This is a genomic window from Sphingobacterium sp. 18053, from assembly GCF_902706145.1.
In the GTDB taxonomy this organism is placed as follows: Bacteria; Bacteroidota; Bacteroidia; order Sphingobacteriales; family Sphingobacteriaceae; genus Sphingobacterium; species Sphingobacterium paramultivorum.
This window is the reverse complement of the sequence record NZ_CACSJW010000002.1, coordinates 584,640-603,444: the sequence shown is the minus strand read 5'-3', so window position 1 is coordinate 603,444 and position 18,805 is coordinate 584,640. Positions and strand designations below refer to the sequence as shown.

General features: G+C 39.3%; 16 protein-coding genes. 5 read left to right on the top strand and 11 right to left on the bottom strand.

Annotated elements, in window-relative coordinates; all coding sequences use genetic code 11:
- Nucleotides 1-2: 2 nt before the first annotated feature.
- The gene (locus tag GVK91_RS06400) at nucleotides 3-944 is read right to left on the bottom strand and encodes a GDP-L-fucose synthase (RefSeq protein WP_153844446.1); all 942 of its coding nucleotides are present in this window, start codon (nucleotides 942-944) and stop codon (nucleotides 3-5) included.
- A gap of 201 nt (nucleotides 945-1,145) precedes the next feature.
- Between GVK91_RS06400 and trmB the strand changes: the two genes are divergently transcribed.
- The 5 genes from trmB to GVK91_RS06375 all read left to right on the top strand — a co-directional run bounded on the left by trmB (nucleotide 1,146) and on the right by GVK91_RS06375 (nucleotide 9,430).
- Complete coding sequence (gene trmB, locus GVK91_RS06395; RefSeq protein WP_159727515.1) at nucleotides 1,146-1,802, top strand: tRNA (guanosine(46)-N7)-methyltransferase TrmB; 657 nt, start codon at nucleotides 1,146-1,148, stop codon at nucleotides 1,800-1,802.
- Nucleotides 1,803-2,238: 436 nt separating this feature from the next.
- Nucleotides 2,239-5,505 (top strand): SusC/RagA family TonB-linked outer membrane protein, encoded by a 3,267-nt coding sequence (locus tag GVK91_RS06390; protein ID WP_235032777.1) that lies wholly within the window; start codon nucleotides 2,239-2,241, stop codon nucleotides 5,503-5,505.
- 11 nt (nucleotides 5,506-5,516) lie between these two features.
- The gene (locus GVK91_RS06385; protein ID WP_159727513.1) at nucleotides 5,517-7,055 is read left to right on the top strand and encodes a SusD/RagB family nutrient-binding outer membrane lipoprotein; all 1,539 of its coding nucleotides are present in this window, start codon (nucleotides 5,517-5,519) and stop codon (nucleotides 7,053-7,055) included.
- A 64-nt stretch (nucleotides 7,056-7,119) separates the two neighbouring features.
- Nucleotides 7,120-8,610: a DUF5689 domain-containing protein gene (locus tag GVK91_RS06380; protein ID WP_235032771.1), complete on the top strand. Its 1,491-nt coding sequence runs from the start codon at nucleotides 7,120-7,122 to the stop codon at nucleotides 8,608-8,610.
- A gap of 124 nt (nucleotides 8,611-8,734) precedes the next feature.
- Nucleotides 8,735-9,430: a DUF937 domain-containing protein gene (locus tag GVK91_RS06375; protein ID WP_159727509.1), complete on the top strand. Its 696-nt coding sequence runs from the start codon at nucleotides 8,735-8,737 to the stop codon at nucleotides 9,428-9,430.
- A 128-nt stretch (nucleotides 9,431-9,558) separates the two neighbouring features.
- Here GVK91_RS06375 and GVK91_RS06370 read toward each other — a convergent pair whose 3' ends face one another.
- From GVK91_RS06370 to GVK91_RS06325, 10 genes are all read right to left on the bottom strand, one after another.
- Nucleotides 9,559-10,545: a rhodanese-related sulfurtransferase gene (locus tag GVK91_RS06370; protein ID WP_159727608.1), complete on the bottom strand. Its 987-nt coding sequence runs from the start codon at nucleotides 10,543-10,545 to the stop codon at nucleotides 9,559-9,561.
- A gap of 95 nt (nucleotides 10,546-10,640) precedes the next feature.
- Nucleotides 10,641-10,856, bottom strand: coding sequence for a DUF3820 family protein (locus GVK91_RS06365; RefSeq protein WP_046673143.1), 216 nt, complete (start codon nucleotides 10,854-10,856; stop codon nucleotides 10,641-10,643).
- Nucleotides 10,856-11,611 (bottom strand): glycosyltransferase family 2 protein, encoded by a 756-nt coding sequence (locus tag GVK91_RS06360; RefSeq protein WP_159727507.1) that lies wholly within the window; start codon nucleotides 11,609-11,611, stop codon nucleotides 10,856-10,858. The genes GVK91_RS06365 and GVK91_RS06360 overlap by 1 nt, the downstream gene beginning before the upstream one ends.
- A gap of 5 nt (nucleotides 11,612-11,616) precedes the next feature.
- The gene (locus GVK91_RS06355; protein WP_159727504.1) at nucleotides 11,617-12,531 is read right to left on the bottom strand and encodes a glycosyltransferase; all 915 of its coding nucleotides are present in this window, start codon (nucleotides 12,529-12,531) and stop codon (nucleotides 11,617-11,619) included.
- Between the two features lie 3 nt (nucleotides 12,532-12,534).
- A complete protein-coding gene (locus GVK91_RS06350; RefSeq protein WP_159727502.1) occupies nucleotides 12,535-13,407 on the bottom strand; it encodes a glycosyltransferase family 2 protein in 873 nt (290 codons plus the stop codon).
- Nucleotides 13,408-14,868 (bottom strand): lipopolysaccharide biosynthesis protein, encoded by a 1,461-nt coding sequence (locus GVK91_RS06345; protein ID WP_153844436.1) that lies wholly within the window; start codon nucleotides 14,866-14,868, stop codon nucleotides 13,408-13,410.
- A 23-nt stretch (nucleotides 14,869-14,891) separates the two neighbouring features.
- Nucleotides 14,892-15,635, bottom strand: coding sequence for a DeoR/GlpR family DNA-binding transcription regulator (locus GVK91_RS06340; protein ID WP_046673148.1), 744 nt, complete (start codon nucleotides 15,633-15,635; stop codon nucleotides 14,892-14,894).
- A gap of 64 nt (nucleotides 15,636-15,699) precedes the next feature.
- The gene (locus GVK91_RS06335; RefSeq protein ID WP_159727500.1) at nucleotides 15,700-16,689 is read right to left on the bottom strand and encodes a hypothetical protein; all 990 of its coding nucleotides are present in this window, start codon (nucleotides 16,687-16,689) and stop codon (nucleotides 15,700-15,702) included.
- Between the two features lie 119 nt (nucleotides 16,690-16,808).
- On the bottom strand, nucleotides 16,809-17,534 hold the full coding sequence (locus GVK91_RS06330) for a YebC/PmpR family DNA-binding transcriptional regulator (RefSeq protein WP_153844434.1): 726 nt from the start codon (nucleotides 17,532-17,534) through the stop codon (nucleotides 16,809-16,811).
- Nucleotides 17,535-17,536: 2 nt separating this feature from the next.
- Complete coding sequence (locus tag GVK91_RS06325; protein WP_159727498.1) at nucleotides 17,537-18,484, bottom strand: NAD-dependent epimerase/dehydratase family protein; 948 nt, start codon at nucleotides 18,482-18,484, stop codon at nucleotides 17,537-17,539.
- Nucleotides 18,485-18,805: the final 321 nt, after the last annotated feature.

The following is an 18,805-nucleotide window of genomic DNA, read 5'->3' as shown; positions in this document are numbered from 1 at the left end:
ATTTATTCGGAAGCGTTTGCTTCTTTTTCCAAAAAATCCGCATAAGCTAGTTGAATGCCTTCCCGGAGGTTAACTTGATGTTTCCAACCCAGTGCGTGCAGTTTTGAGACATCCATGAGTTTTCGTGGTGTTCCGTCTGGTTTGGAACTGTCGAAGGAAATAGTTCCCGTGTAACCAATAACGTCTTTAATCAATTCGGCAAGGTCTTTAATGCTTAGATCTTCGCCAATGCCAATGTTGACAAATTGTTTCTCGTCATAATTATTCATTAAAAAGACGCAGGCATCTGCCAGGTCATCGGAAAAGAGAAATTCCCGTAAGGGGGTTCCTGTTCCCCAGATAATAACTTCAGGGAGCTGATTGATCTTAGCTTCATGAAATCTTCTGATCAAGGCCGGTAAGACATGTGAGTTTTGCGGATGGTAATTGTCGTTAATGCCGTAAAGATTCGTTGGCATAACGGAGATATAATTGCATCCATACTGATCCCGAAAAGCTTCTGTCATTTTTATTCCCGCGATTTTAGCAATTGCGTAGGGTTCGTTTGTAGGTTCCAGTGTGCCCGTAAGTAGCATATCTTCGTTCAAAGGCTGTGGTGCCATTTTTGGATAGATACAGCTTGAACCTAAGAACATTAATTTTTTAACCTTATTATCGTAGGAAGATTTGATGACGTTATTCTGTATAGCCATATTCTCGTAGATAAAATCTGCGCGATAGGTGTTGTTCGCCATGATCCCTCCAACTTTGGCTGCTGCTAAGAAAACATAGTCAGGTTTTTCCTGGTCGAAAAAATCAGCGACCGCTTGCTGGTTGCGCAAATCTAATTCGGAAGATGTGCGTGTGACTATATTGTTGTACCCAAGTTCCGATAATTTGCGATGAATTGCCGATCCGACCATTCCACGATGGCCTGCTATATAAATTTTAGCGTCTTTCTCCACGATAAGTTATTGATTCCTGCAAACTTAGATAAATTGCTTTTTATATGCAATATAATTCGCCGCTATGAGGGCGATTTATTCATTCATGTGTGTGCTATCGGACTTCAGATTGTTCCGCAATTGGCGGTATTGGTGCTGTCCCTCAGATTTATTTTTTTTAGCGGGAATATAAGGTTATTTTTGCCGGATATTTATTAAAAAATGGGAAAGGACAAACTACGTAAATTTGCTGAAGTTGCTACTTTTGAAAATGTAATCCAACTCGACGCAGGCAAAGAATATAAAGGAAAATGGGCTGAGAAGCAATTTGGTAACAATAATCCAGTTGTTTTGGAGCTTGCTTGTGGTAAAGGTGAGTATACTGTTAATCTAGCGAGATTGTTTCCGGAGAAAAATTTCATCGGTATCGATTTTAAAGGCAATCGTATTTGGCGTGGAGCCAAGACAGCTTTGGAAGATGGAATTCGGAATGTTGCTTTTCTTCGGATACAAATTGAGACTATCCTTGAACATTTTGCTGAAAATGAAATTGATGAAATCTGGATTACCTTTCCGGATCCGCAACCGCAAGATAGTCGTGAAAAGAAACGATTGACGGGGCCAAAGTTTTTAGATCGTTATAAAATCATTATGAAACCTGAGGGGATGATGAATTTGAAAACAGATAACGATGGTTTCTATGCTTACACACTGGAGCAGATCGATTTACAGCATTTGAAAAAATATAAAGAAACGACGGATCTTTACCATTCAGACTTGGTGGATAACGTATTATCCATTAAAACATACTACGAGCGGAAGTATTTAGCTGATGACAAGAACATTAATTATGTGAAATGGAGTTTCGAAAAACGATAACGAATAGGTTTATTTCATAATAGAAAGTCTAAACGAAAGTTTGGACTTTTTTTGTTTTTAGTGATTGCATTATTTTTTGCTGTATTTTATTGGTTTTCAATTAATTTAAGAGTCTTTTTTGGGAGGCTCTTTTTTGTTTAATCGATATTTAAATAATTTCGATTTATTTCGTTTTTTAAATATTATTAATTATTTTCGATTTGAAAATAAAAAATAACCAAGGAAACAGCGCTTCAAAAGCGTGCCTAATGCATGAAAACCCTTTTTGAGTGGACTTCAAGGCATTTTATTAAAATTTTAAATCGTAATAGTGTGATGAAAAGAAATACTATTCGAAATAATTGTTAACAAAAAGAAAACATTAAGTTAAAGCAAACTTTTTGTTAGGGATATATTTTTGTGCCAAATTGAAAATTAACAATTTACACCAATAACTATGTTTAGTATTAACCCTATCCAAATTAATCTGAGGCACTCCTCCTCGAAAGTGCTATTTGCGGCATTAGCAATTGCCTGCAATATGGATGTAGCTGGGGCAGCAGTTCCGTTAGAACAGGGCCACGGCGTTTTTCATTATTTTAATCAAGGGAAGATTAAAATCAAAGGGAAAGTTGTCGATAATAAAACCAAGGAGCCACTGGCTTCAGTATCGATACTTTCAGGTGGAGTGACGAAGGGTGCTACGGATCGGAATGGTAATTTTGAGGTAGATATAGAAGTAGGGGGGGAAATCCGTTTTCAGATGATCGGTTATGAGGCCCAGACGCGTACTTACGAGGCCGCTCAAGGCAATGTCCATATTGGATTAAATCCAACATCTGAAGCACTTGATGAGGTTGTGGTCACTGCATTGGGGATTAAAAGGCAAGAGAGAGAGTTAGGGTATGCGACAACAGTCGTGAAAGGCGAACAATTAACTGATGCGCTTTCCAATAACTGGAGTGACGCGTTGTCGGGAAAAGTGGCTGGATTGAATTTAATGCGTTCAAATGCTGGTCCTACGGGCTCTACTAAAATTATTTTGAGAGGTGAGACGAATTTGAATGGAGACCCTGGGGCATTGATCGTTGTCGATGGTGTCGTTGTAAATGAAGGAAGCGGACGTAAGACGGCAAATTCCGGTGAAAGTGCTTATGGTACAGGATCCGATAATATGCCTGCTGACTACGGGTCGGGTATAGATGATCTCAATCCGGAGGATATAGAAAATATAACGGTGCTAAAAGGGGCCAGTGCTGCGGCCTTGTATGGACAACGTGGTGCAAATGGGGCTATTATGATCACAACTAAGTCTGGTGCAAAAGGTAAAAAAGGTATCGGGGTTACAGTAAATTCCAATACTTCGCTTGAAGCCATTAACCGTATGCCCGATTTACAGTATGAATATGGACAGGGATTGGATGGTGCTGATTATTATTCTTATGGTACAACAGAAGATGGTACGAGCACTTCGGGGACAAGTTCCTCCTATGGACCGAAATTTGATGGTCAATATTTCTACCAATACGATCCGGTTACACAAAAAGTCGGAACGGAACGGACGCTTTGGCGTCCGTATAATAACTTGAAGTCTTTTTTTGATGTCGGAAAAACATTCACCAATTCGGTGAGTATAGACGGTGGAACAGATAAAACATCAGCCCGGTTTTCAGCGACCAATGTAAATAATACCTGGATCGTTCCAAATACGGGTTATAAAAGGAACACCGTAGCGTTGTCTGTCAATTCAAAAGTAAGCGATAAGCTTCAGATCAATGCGAAGGTAAATTATACGAATAAATGGTCTGATAATCTGCCCGGAGCTGGATATGGAAACCAGTCTTTGATGTATTGGTTTATTTTTTGGCAGCCAAATGCGGATATGAATTGGTTGAAGGATTATTGGGTGCAAGGGGCAGAGGGACAGAAAATCAAGTATCCATTTTCTTCCTATCCTGAAAATCCGTATGCTATATCTCGAGAGTTTATCAATGGTACTGATCGCCAGGGGGTAACGGGGAATGTTCAAGCCAATTATCAGTTTAATAAACATTGGAATTTGATGTTGCGAAGTTCTTTGGACATGGCTTATGAGAATAGGGAACAAAAAAGGCCTTACGATGCGGGGGCAAAAATGCCTTATGGTAGTTACCGAACCCAGTCCATTTCATCACGGGAAACTAATTTGGATTTCTTATTAAAATATGAAAATGAGATAAACAAAGATTGGAAAGTGTCTGGAACAGTTGGTGGTAGTACGAATGATAATCGTTATCATAAAGATGAAATGCGTGCAGACTCTCTCACTTATCCAGGAGTTTATGTAATGGCCAATGCAAAAGGACCTATTCTTAACTTACCTTATAAAAGTCATGTGCAAAGAAATGGTGTCTATGGACTTTTTACCGCAGCCTATAAGAACTTTTTATATTTAGACGGGACTTATCGGATTGACTGGGCAAGTACATTGGCGTCTGCAATAGCACCAGATAAGAAAAAATATTTTACTTACCCATCCTTAAATGCAAGCTTAATCGCTTCAGAATTATGGAAATTGCCAAAGGCTATTAATTATGCGAAACTGCGGGGCTCGATTTCAGGTGTGGGAAGTGGTGGCAATGATCCTTATATAATTGATTTTTCTTATGAAAATGCTGGTGGCCAATATCCTGGCGGGCTACAGGTTCCAACATTGATTGTAAATCCTTACTTACAACCGTTACGTACACAATCCATCGAATTTGGTACAGAGGTGCGTATGTTTAAGGATAGATTTGGTTTTGATGTTGCTGTTTATCAGAGTAATACACGGGATCAACAACTGAGAAGGACTATTGATGCTTCTACCGGTGGTAGGCAGAAAGTTGTCAATGCAGGGGAGGTTAGAAATAAAGGGATAGAATTGGCCATGGATGGTACTCCAATTAAAATTAAAGATGGGTTTAATTGGAAAGTATTCGCGACATTCTCTACGAATCAGAACAAAATTATGTCATTGGCCGACTCGGCTATGATTCTTCAGACAGGACCTGTAGCAGGTGGTCAGTTAGTGGCAAAAGTAGGTGGGTCAATGGGCGATTTATATGGTATTGGTTATAAAAGATCTCCAGATGGACAAATTATTTATGATAGTAAAAGCGGTGTAGCTTTGTTGACCGATGATGTGGTTTACTTAGGGAATACGATTCCTAAAGGAAAAGTAAGTTTAGGTAATGAATTTAGATATAAAGGTTTCCGATTGAATTTATTGTTTGATGCACAATTTGGTGGGGTTGCCCATTCCTTGACGCATTATAAATTGGCCGAACAAGGAAAAACAAAAAATACCCTACCAGGACGTTATAGTGGAATTATCGGAAATGGTGTCGTGCAAAATCCGGACGGTACTTATCGTAAAAATGATATCATTGCAACCAATGTGGATGAATATTACCGCTCTCATTACGGGCAGGATAATGCGGAAGGAAGTACCTTTTCTACAAACTTTATCAAGTTTAGGGAAGCTCGATTTGATTACTCATTTTCAAAAGCTTTTGTTAACCGCTTGAAATTACAAAAGGCCTCAGTTGGTGTTTATGGAAGAAATCTTGTGATTTGGTCAAACTGGCCAAACTTTGATCCGGAATTTGGTACGTTGTCGGGGACAGATATTGTCAAAGGATTTGAAATTGCTCAATTCCCTTCTACGAGAACTTACGGTTTTAACTTAGTTGTAGGCTTTTAACATTATAGACAATGAAACAATCTTTCAATTTCATAGGCATGATCCTAATTGCGATTGCAACGTTTTTGCAATCGTGCGATAAAAATTTTGAAGACATTAATACAAATCCAAATAACAGTGTAAACGCTTATCCATATCAATTAATGCAGCCTGCATTTAGGGATCTTGTTGCGTCTAATATGTCTCGTAATCGCTCATTAAATAATGAGTTGATGCAGATAACGGTCAGTATAAGTGATGGTGAGTATCGCATATTCCGTTATGATATACGTAATACGGTTTCTGATGGTCCCTGGAATTCCATCTATCCAGAACTGAAAAATGTGAAAGAAATTTACAAATTAGCGGATGGTGGGATCAATGATAATGCATCCTACCGTGGGATATCTTTAATTATGCAGACTTGGGGATTTTCTATTTTGACCGATACTTATGGCGATATTCCTTACTCGGAATCCTTAAGAGGATTGGGCGAAGACATCTTAGAACCTAAGTTCGATACACAAAAGGAAATTTATTTAGATTTCTTTAATAAATTAGATTCTGCCAATGTATTGTTGTCAAAAAATACGGCAATCAAAGGAGAATATGATCCCATTTACAATGGAAATGTTAGCAAATGGCGCAAGTTTGGAAATTCGTTATTTTTACGGTTATTACTCAGGGCTTCCGGACAATCAGATCCGGCAGTTGCTACATTTGTTCGTTCAAAAATTAATGACATTCTAGTTGATAATCCATCTTCTTATCCCGTTATGTCAAGTAATGATGATTCGGCTATTCTGCGCTGGACGGGTATGTCACCCTTGATTTCTCCATTCATGGATGTTAGAGCACAGGACTTTCGCCAAGCATCTTTAGCAAATTATTTTATTGATCATCTGGTTGCTTGGAATGATCCACGGATTAACATTCCTACATATGGTTCAAATGGTGTGAATCGTTTGGGAATTGCACCGGTGAGTGGAAATTTTGTCGGTATTCCAAGTGGTTATGCTGCTGGTGAGGGGTTGGAGCGTCAGTCCTATTTCTATTCGTATGATCAAACGGTGAATAACCTTCCCGTAAAGACAATGATGAATGAACCGTTGACAGGAATGATTATGAATTGTGCAGAATTGCAGTTTATCAAAGCGGAACTCGCATTGAAAGGATTCTATACGGATAAGGCGGGTGATCTTTACAAAGACGGTGTTATGAAAGGTATTACAACTTGGCTTCCGACTTATACCGAATCTATCGAGGATTACTTAAATAATGGCGATATAAATTGGGACGAAAGCTACAGTTTTGAGAAAAAGATGGAAATGATTCATCTACAGAAGTATTATGCGCTATTATTTGTAGACTGTCAGCAATGGTTTGAATTTCGGAGGACAGGCTATCCTTTGTTGCCAAAGGGAACTGGCTTAAAAAATGGCGGGGAGATGCCTGCCCGTTTGAAGTATCCAATTTATGTCCAATCGGCAAATCCAACAAACTATAAGCTAGCTATCGCACAGCAAGGTGCTGATGAGATTAATACGAAAGTATGGTGGCAGAGACGATAATGGCTTTTATAATTTTAATGCGTAGATAATGAAAAAATATATTTTTTACATAATAACAGGATTCATGAGCGCACTAGCTCTCGGCTCTTGTAGCAAAGACGGAAATTATCCAGGTGGGGTAGTTAGTTCGTATATCGGAATTTTTGACGTCAGGAACATTTATAAAGGACAACCTGTACAAATCAATCAAGATAATTTGGATGGATCTACAACAATTGCTGGTGTTGTTGTTTCCGATCATCGGGAGGGAAACTTTCCTGATGGCTACTTGGTCATACAGGACCGAAGACGCCTACGACAGTTGCGCGGTATAACGATCCCCTTGGGGAAGGCCGCGGAAAATTACGTGATAGGGGATTCCTTGGAAATCAATATTGTTGGTAGCGAACTAACCAGGGAAAATGGTATTCTTCAACTGAAAAACGTTGCTGAATCAAATATTGTAAAAATCGCTTCGGATAAGCCAATCCCCAATAATCGAGTGACTGCAAAAGATATTTTGGCAAATCCAGATAAATATGAAAGTACGTTGGTTGCGATCGTAAAGGGCGGTTTTAACCCATTGCCTGTAGCCGGAGATATTCTAGAAGGGCAGAAAACTCTGAATGATGGGTTTGGTAATTTAAATTTGGAGACTAAGTCATCCGCGAAATTTGCCAAGAGAAATTTAAGTGTTTTGGCGAATTATTTTGGAGTGATCTTTAGTAAACAGGATGCTGAAGGTAAACTCATTCCTTATGAGGTGTTACGTAAAGAATCGGATATTCAGGAGCTGAGTTCGGTGATTGAACACACCCCTGCGGCTATTTCAGGTTTTGCCAGCGACGTAAAAGGTGGGGATGGGAATTATGAATATATTCAGCTTCTGGCAATTGAAGATATTGACTTCTCGAAGACACCCTATGCTGTCATTGTCAGTAATAATGCCAATGCATCTACGCCGACAGGTGTTCCTGCAAAAGGTTGGGCAACCGGAGGAATGCGGACCTATAAGCTGAATATTACTTCTGGAACTGTTACAAAGGGACAGTATTTCTATGTAGGTGGAAAATATAAATTGATCAATGGCTCAAGCTCAACGGATATTTCTAATGCAAAATGGGTCGTAAATTATGATTACGTTGCAAAAGATGGTTTTGATGGTATAGGAACCAAAACCGGTGGACTTATGGCGAATAGTGGTAACGCATTTGGTATCGCCGTATTTAATACCACAACGGTGACGGAAGCAACAAAACCGGTAGATGTTATGTATATCTCAGGGGGCGGTGCATTGACAGATGGAACGAAAGGTTACCGTATTACAAATAATGATTTTTACGATGTTATCGATCCACTATCTTTAAAGTCGCAACCGTTTTTTATGGCGGGAACCAATAATATCTTTCTAAAATATAATACAGCTGATGTGGGTTATTTTGTGAGTTTGGGAGGGGTATATAATACGTCATTAGCGAGATGGACATCTGCACGGTCTCAGAATAATATAGAGATGACCAAGGCTTCTACGCTGAGTGAAATCGAAAATGAATTGTCAACTAAAATTGAACAATAAACGATATAAATAAAGGGGCTGCGGCCCCTTTATTTATGGTATAGATGGCATGCCGTTAGCTAAATATTGGTAGAGCTAAAACATATTTTTATTATCTTCATTATATAACTATAAACGAAGACTTATGAACTTAACAGATTTAGTTACAGGTGGAGTAGGCTCTAAAGCGATAGAGACTATTTCAAAAATTACTGGTGTCAGTGAATCTAAAGCAAAATGGATAGTAGCGGCGGCAGTTCCTTTGATGATTGCAGCATTGAATTACAATGCGAAAAACAAAGGCCAGGCGGAAAATATTGACAATGCCATTGACCAGCATAGCAATAGTGGCATACTTGATAAAATTGGAGATTTCTTTGGGCAAGGAGGAGCGGAGCAGAGTGGATCTGAAGATGGCAATAAAATTGTCAACCATATGTTTGGCCAAAATACTGAAGTCGTAACACAGAATATTGCGGATAAAGCGGGCTTGAGCTCTTCTCAAGTGACAGGCGTACTGGCCGCACTTGCTCCAATCGTAATGGGGTATCTAGGACAACAAAAGCAGGCTTCGAGTGGCGGGGGGATTGGTGACCTAATCGGTTCTGTACTAGGTGGCGGAACATCACAAAATGCAGGTGGTGGTATGTTAGGTGGTATTTTAGGCTCTTTTTTAGGCGGTAGCCAAGAAGAACAAACGCAAGGGACTGAGCAGCCAGCAGCGGGAGGTAGCATTACGGACATGCTGGGTGGATTGGCAGGCAGTTTTTTTGATAAAAATAACGATGGACAGGCGAAGGGAAATATTCTTGATTCAATCGCCGGTATGTTTGGGAAGTAAGTTGTGTTAGGCTATTATTTGTCCTGATAAAAAGCTCGTATGAGATTAAGCTAAGATGACGCAGATCCTAAAAGTGATGAGGTCGGAAGTTACATACTTCCGACCTCATCACTTTTGTCCAATTCGTATTAATCTTCGACCGTTACTTTCGGCGGGAAATTTTTATGTTTTCTTTTGCTGATTTTGTCAATATTGACGGGTTGAGGTACTTTTACATAATATCCTGTTCCGTCATATTCACGTTTGTTGGGGTTTTCTTTACATGCTGTCGAACAGCATCCGTCCATCTCCCAGCCGCATTCGTCACATTGTGTGAAATGTTCATTACAAGTTGGGTTGGCACAATTGATCATTTTAGTGGTTTGCTTGCCACAGTTAAAACAAGTCGATACCACAGATGGGTTGACAGAATTTACATCGACAGTAACACGATTGTCGAAGACGTAGCATTGACCTTCAAAATCTTCGCCACCAGCTTCCTTTCCGTATTTGATAATTCCGCCATGTAATTGATAAACATCCTCGAAGCCTTCTTTTAACAAAAGAGCAGATGCCTTCTCACATTTTATACCCCCTGTGCAGTATGTTAATATTTTTTTTCCTCTAAATTGTTCGAGCTCTTTTATTTTCTCTGGGAACTCGCGGAAATTGTCAATATCTAGGGTGACAGCATTTTTAAAATGACCAACATTGTGCTCGTAATTTGAGCGTACATCCAATACAACCACATCTTCTTGGTCCTTCATGGCTAAGAAATCTTTCGGCTCAAGGTGCACACCAGTTTGACGGTTGGGGTCAATTTCTTTTGGATCTCTCAAGCCAGAGTGAACGATTTCGGCTTTGTAGCGACAATGCATTTTAATGAATGACGGTTCATCTACAGCGTCAATTTTGAACTCTGTTTTGTTGAAACGACCATCGGCATAGATAGCATCCATATAGCTTTTGCAGGCCTCAACAGTGCCTGAAACAGTTCCATTAAGACCCTCATCAGCGACAATGATACGGCCGACCAAGTCCAGTGATTTACAAAATTCTAAGTGATCTGATGCAAATTTTTCGGCATCCTCGATAGGGCTGTAACAATAGTACAGCAAAGTTTGATATTGTGTCATGATATTCATTGATACCGCTGCAAACGGCGTTTAATGCTAAAAATAAATTTAGTGCAAAGCTACAAAAAATAATAAGTGGAATAAAATGACCGTCGTCACCTTTTCTTTAAAGGTTCGAGCAGGTATTCCAAGCCGTTAAGCTTTATTTCATAGAGTGTCGCTAACTGCTGGCCTAGCTTTCCCTTTGGAAAGCCTTTTTGGTTATACCATACAAGGTAGGGCTCAGGAAGATTACACAATGTGTATCCCTGGTATTTGCCAAATGGCATCTTGACTGTAACAAGCTCGGTTAAAATTTCAGGATTCAACATTAGTCTTGAGGTTTTCCATAATTGAGACGGTACCAAATAGCTTTTAGTGCGATGATGCCATGATTGAATAGATTGGGAATAGTCCCATAATAGTGTTTGAAAATAGCAAAGCGCTCTTTCAAGGATTCCTTATGTCTTTGTTTTGACATCCCGCCCACAAGATACCGGGCTACATATTGCTGTGCATTGACTGATTTTTTAGCCTTTTTGGCACAACGAATAACCCAGTCAATATCAGCACATAATTTATAATTGAGATCGTATGGCTCGGCAATGTCCCGCTTGATATAGATGGCCTGATGGCATATATTCATGCCATAGCGAAAGCTTTTCCAGTCGAAATGAGCCGGAACTTTATGCCTCCGTTCACCAATAATATTCCGATTGTCATCTACGAGGATAGTTTCGCCGTAAAGAATATCCGCATCATCGCTCAGTTTGGCAAGATTCTCAATGCTGTTGAGATCATAGATCTCATCTCCGGAATTTAGAAAAAGAACATAATCGCCTGTTGCTAAGGCTAATCCCTTGTTCATTGCGTCATAGATGCCCTTATCCTTTTCGGAGACGATGACGGCGATTTTATCCTTGTATTTTTGGATGATCTCTAATGTTCCATCAGTTGATTGTCCATCAATGACAATATATTCTATATGGTCATAGCTCTGATTAACAACAGATTTCAGGGTGTGTTCTATGTCACGCACATTGTTGTAAACGACAGTTATAATCGAAAATTTAGGATGAGCAGACATATTTTTTATGTATTGAATTTATTCATTTTCTTCTTCAGGAATCGGATGCTACGGTTGAATAAAGATCCTTTCCGATGTGCATAGAAATACTTGATGGCCTCATAAGCTTGCTTGTTTTCTGAAATTTCCTTCGGAAAATACCGTACAGGGCTTTCTGCTAGTGTAACCTGATAAGTAGCTTCCGCAGCTGTATGTGTACCCGAACCATCGTTGCCAATATTTTGCGTCATCGAATTCCTTGGATACAAAACTAACCCATTTTTTTTGAATACAGAAGCATACCAGCGTATCGCCCAAGAGTTGATCTTTCCGGCCTTAAATTCCTGCACTTGTTTCCAGAAGTTTTCTTTTCCCTCGATACTGAATTGATGTATCTGCTCGGCCGTAAAATCCGATACAAGTTCATCAATATTCGGATTGAAATGTTGCCAGGCCCGGTCCCAGGTTGCCCAGCCCCAACTATTGGCGACCCGAAAAAAGAAGGTCTCAGGCAGTTTATTTAAATCTTTTAGCGGATAACCATAACCGCTGATCTCCATGACCTGATTTTGATCTTTATAGCGCTCCAGTGCTTGATTGAAATAATCTAGGGCAAATACAGCAGTTTCCAGATCATCTTCCAAAACTATAATCTTTCCATGTGCATTAACCACTTTTGTAACTCCGTCGATCACATTGGCTGCCAAACCCCAATTTTCTGTTCGTTCGACAATAATAACTTCTTTAAAGTTCCAGGACTTGTTGATAATCTTTCGGACTTCAGTAACAGCTTGAACAGATTTTTCGTTTTTTGCAGCATCCGAATAAATGTAAAGCGTAGTCTGGTCTGCAAGCTTGTTCTGTTCTAAAGCTGAGAGTGTTCTTATTGTATGATCAGGACGATTGTACACAAAAAGTATGACTGGAGCAATACTGTTCATTTATCAATAGATTTTGTTGTATGCTTTTTTGTTGCTTAGACGAGTACGATAAACAGCTCCCGATTTGCCTAGCAATCTAAAAGCAATGTTTAAGTAGCTTTTTGCTTCAAAAATATGACCTTTAAAAATTGAAGCTCCCATTTTCTTCAGACTCGCCAATATGGCCATCGAAAAAGATCTTACAAAGGTATAATTGATATTGCAATACTCTGTCAAATGATAGACAAATTCGCTTTTCAGAAAGGCTTTTCGGTCTGTTTTACGCTGTTGTCTATCGTGATAGGCCTTTGCTCTGTCGGCGAGAATGATGTTTAATCCGTAGTATTTGATACGGTTGGCATAATCCTTATCTTCTCCATAATGGAAAAAGATCGGCGCGAAACCACCGACTTTTCTGATCACCGGGTTGGGGATAAACCAAAATGCAGCATTGACGAAAGAGCAAATTCGATAAGAATTTTCGTTAGTAGCATTTTTTGTATATACGGCAAAACCATGGTCTAGTGTTGTTTCGGTTCCATCGTAGTGAATAGGCGAGATAATTCCGATATTGTCTGCGTTTATTTTCACTAAGTTGGCAATACAGTCCTGATCCAGCCAGGCGTCCTGATTGACCAAAAATGCATAATCATATTCTTCCTTCAAAACAATGTCAAGTCCGATGTTGTTGGCCTTTCCAAAGCCCAGATTTTCGGAACTTTCTATTAGCCTTATTGTCGGGTACGTTTCTTTTATGATCTGTGTTGTGTTGTCTCCCGAATTGTTGTCGACAACTAAAATATCTGTTGGATGGCTCGAATCCAATAGGCTGGGTAAGCACTTGTGGATCCAAGGCTCAAAATTATAAGAGACGATTATGGTGAGAATCCTGGCCATCTATTTTTTTCGGATAACTGTTAGGAAATAGTGGAATAATTCCAACAAAATGCTGGGTTTAAAGATTCTGTTGACAATGATATATGCACATACAGCCACTCCAATTGTACTTGCAAACCGAAGATAGAGGTTGGCGATAGCTGCGGTGGCATAGTGAGCTGTAATACAACTGACAGCTGCCAATAATGCATAAGCAAAAATATCTGCCAGAAGATAACGAAATGAATAATTCATATAAGGTTTAGCGGAAGCATACCAAACGAATATCCAGAGGGCATTTAATGCTGAGGTTAATCCAATGAGTAGTTCAAGACCTAATGATTTGCCGAAGAATAGAATAGCGATTTGGAGTATACCAAACACGATGATATTCCGCATATAAACTTCAGGTTTTCCCTTGCTAATGATGAGGTTGGAAAAGACATTGCTTACAGAATCAAATGCCGCGCCAATACAAAATATTTGAAGAAATATGGCACTTTGTGCCCATTTATCGGTGATCGAAATAGTAATGAAATCTTGTGCTACAGTTGTTAAACCAAATAACATTGGAAAGGCTAAAAAGGCCGTAAAGGAAATTAGTTTGCGAAAAACCCGAACTTGTCTATCCTTATCATCTTCTATTTCCTTTAAAATAGGCTGTGTCACATTATTAACCATATTGGTCAATATATTCTGGGCCATGATGCTCCAACGATTTGGATTCACGGTATATCCCAGTTCTTCAGCGGTATAATGCCGGCCTAAGATCGCAGCATATATATTTTTGTTGATGTTGATGAAAATATTGGTGACTAGTATTTTACTGCTAAATCCTAAGATGTCACGAATAGGTTTAAAATCGAACTGGAAAGTAGGTCTGAATTTGGAAAAATACCAGAATCCGAGCATATTGAAACCACTATAGGAGACAATTTGGATCGCGTATGCCCAATAGGCATAGTCCTTATAGGCTAAATAAACTCCGACTATATTTGATGCAATAAGCGCAAAGGTGCCTGTGATGACTCTTTCTTTGATTTTTAAATTCCGGAAGAGGTAAGCATTGTGCGCAATACCAAAGCTACCTAGCCAAAAGGATAAAAAGGTAAATCTACTAAGTTCTACAAGTACTGGTTGATTATAGTATAAGGCGATAAGAGGAGCCGCAAAAAATAAAACGATATAAATAAATGTTCCAATTCCTACACTTGTCCAAAATACCGCGTTATAATCTTTATGTTCGACTTCTTTTTTATTGACAATTCCATACACAAATCCACTTTCTTGAAAAGCAGAGGCGAGAACAGAAAAGATGGTGATCATAGCTACTAAGCCATAATCTTCTGCTGTTAGCTTACGGTTTAGTAGGATGCCGAAGCCGAAGCCTAAAAACTGCTGGATGATACTTGCCATACCACCCCACAGCAGTCCTTTTGTTGTTTTTGATTTTAAAGAGTCATTTTTCGTTTGCGATGACATGCTAAATTAAATGAGCGGCAATATTAAAGTATTGCAATTGTATTCGCAAATTCTTTTAGGGAAACATCAGTTGGATTGACATCGGTAATCAAATAAGAAATATCACGTAACGGCACAACTTTCATTTTTTGAACTGAATTTAGTTTCTCAGCAATACTTAAAATAGCCACTTTTTTCGAGCATTTAATCATCGCACGTTTGATTTGTACCACCTCCCAGTCTGAATCGGTCACCCCATCTTCTACTGAAAGAGAATTTGTTCCCAACAAACAAAGATCGACTTTAAGATCTGCCAATTCATTAGCGACTTGGGCTCCGGAAACAATGTTTGTATTGCGTGAAAGTTTTCCGCCAACTAAAATGACTTCAAGATTTGGCTTTTCGGCCAATTCTAGTGCAACTAATGGACTTATAGTGAAAAATGTACACTGCAAATGATCGGGTATTGTTCTCGCTAATTCAATTAAGGTTGTCCCGCCTCCGACTAAAACAGTCATTCCATTGGAGATTAATGTGCTTGCTTTCTTGGCAATTTCTTTTTTTGCCTCCTTGGCATATACGTTTCCATCCTGAAAAGGGAATTGAAAAGATTTTGATAATGCCCCACCATAGACTTTTAGAACTTTTCCATTCTCGGCGAGTTCGTTTAAGTCACGTCTAATTGTATCTTCAGATACATTCAGTTGAACACTTAGATCTGATGATAAAACTTTATTATGTAGGTTAATCTGATGTATAATGAATGCTTGTCTTTCTTCCTTTAACATTGGTCTTTGGTTTTTAATCGGAATTTAAAAATAATTAAAAAAATCAGTCTAAATGTAGTGAAAATTATTCTTCCTTTTTGTCAATTTTTGTTATGCCAGCTTTGAATCTCGGTTTGAAGCCCGTAGGTTTACTGGCAGCGGGTTCCTGTGTTTCTGTGCTGTTGTTTTCAGGTTCAGCCTTTACGTTGGTATCTAACTTAATTTCGTCTTTCGTATCGGGCAGCTGTGCTTGTTCAGAAGTTTCCGTTTTGGTGACTCCGGCTTTGAATCTCGGTTTGAAGCCCGTTGGTTTACTGGCAGCTGGTTCCTGTGTTTCTGTGCTGCTGTTTTCAGGTTCAGCCTTTACGTTGGTATCTAATTTAATTTCGTCTTTCGTATCGGGCAGCTGTGCCTGTTCAGAAGTTTCCGTTTTGGTGATTCCAGCTTTGAACCTCGGTTTGAATCCTGTCGGTTTTGGAGTGGAGTTTGTTGCCTCGTCGGTTTTTTCTTCTGGTACAGATGTGCTTGCCGCTGCGTCAGGGGCTTTGGTTACTCCAGCTTTGAACCTCGGTTTGAATCCTGTCGGTTTTGGAGCGGAGTTTGTTGCCTCGTCGGTTTTTTCTTGTGGTACAGATGTGCTTGCGGCTGCATCAGGAGCTTTGGTTACTCCAGCTTTGAACCTTGGTTTGAAGCCTGTCGGTATTGAATCAGGAGTGGATTCCGCTGAATCAGTTATTTCCTTTTTGGATGTTGCCTTGACTTCATCTTCTACGGCTGTAGGCGGTGCCTTGAATCGTGGTTTAAAGCCTGCTGGTTTTGTTGCCGCAACACCGGAGGTGTCGGGTGCAATATCAGCGATAACCTGTTTTACAATAGGTTTTGCAATGACAGTTTCCTCCTCTGCTAGATGGAAACTTTTTCGGAGCTTGTTGAACCAAAACTTTTTGCTGTGGTCAAAACTCTTTTCTCCCATAGCAGAATAATGTGCTTTGAACTCTTCAAATAAAGGTCCATCTGCAGCTTGTAAAGCTTTTAAATCAATTTTCTTTTTTATGAAAAATTCTTCAAAAGTCATCCTGTTATGAGTTTAATATAGTCTATTACAAATGTAGTAATTTTTCTGACGCAGCTGGGAGGCCTAAAATAAAAAAGAGCGACTAGCGCTCTTTTTTATTGTTTTATAGGTTCAATAGCTTAAGCCATGTTATGGTAAACTGCTTGAACATCGTCATCTTCTTCGATTTTATCGATCATCTTCAACACATCAGCAGCTTGTTCTTCCGTAATATCTGAATGCGATAAAGCGATACGTTCCAATTTTGCAGATGTTACTTCAATTCCCTTTTCTTCGAGTAATTTTTGCATATTACCAAAGTCTTCGAAGGAAGTTTGAACGACAGCAATATCATTGCCTTCTTCATCAGCTTCTACGTACAATTCTTCTAAGCCTCCATCGATCAACTCTAATTCAAGCTCTTCTAAGTCCAGTTCCTCTGTTGCAGCAAAGCGGAAAATGGATTTACGATTGAAAATAAAATCCAATGATCCTGTCTTCCCTAATGAACCACCTGCTTTTGTAAAATAGCTACGGATGTTTCCTACGGTGCGGTTGGTGTTATCTGTTGCAGTTTCAATTAAAACAGGTACACCATGAGGGCCATAGCCTTCGTATACATATTCTTCGTAACCTTTTGAATCTTTTTCTGAAGCACGTTTGATTGCGGCTTCGATACGATCCTTGGGCATATTTACTGCCTTGGCATTGTGTATTGCTGTACGAAGTCTCGAGTTGGTTTCAGGGTGAGGGCCGCTTTCTTTAACCGCCATGGCGATTTCTTTACCTAAACGTGTAAATTGAACGGCCATTTTGGCCCAGCGTTTGAATTTCCGCTCTTTTCTGAATTCGAAAGCTCTTCCCATTGTTATATTTTGTTTTTAAGATTTTCAATCATGTCGACTGTCATCTTCTGGATGTCAAATTCCGGCGTCCAGTTCCAGTCTTCTCTCGCATAAGAATCATCTAGACTAGCAGGCCATGAATCGGCAATCTGTTGTCTTGGATCGTTCTCGATGTAAGAGATTGCAAAATTAGGAAGAATTTTTTTAATTTCTTGTGCAAGTTCTTTTGGAGTAAATGTAATACCACCAAGGTTATAACTGTGGCGAATGCTTAGGCTTTCCTTCGGTGCATCCATTAATTCGAGTGTACCACGGATGGCATCTTCCATATATAACATGGGTAATGCTGTGTTTTCAGATAAGAAGCAGGCGTATGTCCCGGTTTTTAATGCTTCATAAAAAATATCGACTGCATAATCCGTTGTGCCACCTCCTGGTTCCGTTTTCCAAGAAATGATGCCCGGATAGCGGACACTGCGAATATCCAGACCGCGGTGTTCCTGATACCATTCAATGAGACGCTCACCTGCGAGTTTGCTGATACCATAAATCGTGTTCGGATCCATTACGCAATATTGTTCGGTATTTGTTTTCGGAGAATGCGGTCCAAAAACAGCGATTGAGCTTGGCCAAAATATCTTTGAAACTTTATAGCTTACGGCTAGATCAAGAACATTCAATAGACCATTCATATTCAATTCCCAAGCCTTCTCAGGGTATTTTTCACCTGTAGCCGAAAGCATGGCAGCTAATAGATATACTTGAGTAGGTTTATATTGTTGAAATAATGTCTCGAGTCCATTTTTGTCAAGGACATTAGCGATTTCGAAATTTTCGTCAGGGCTTTTAATCTGTGGTTCTCTAATGTCAGTGGTTACAACATTCTCTGCACCAAATTTTTTGCGCAAGGCGATAGCTAATTCTGTGCCGATCTGGCCATTTGCACCAATGATAATAATGCTTTCTTTCATTTGTAAGTTTTATTTTATGAAGCTCCTGCTTTCACTATAATGAGTGTCCATGCTCAAGAATATAAATGAATCGCTTCGCTCGTTTCTTCCTATCGATATGATAAGATCTAGCCTGACATAATTTACGTTTCATCATGTAATGAAAAATGAAATTTCAACCATGGCGGTTTATGATGCAAATATAAAGGCTTTTCAGTATCTATCAACTTTGTGGCCTTTTAGGAAGTAGGGAAAAAATGCTAATTTTTAGACTCTTGGGACTGTTTTTATGAGATTTTAAACTGTTTCAATCGTTTGTTCTTTTTTTTTGAATAAGCAGCG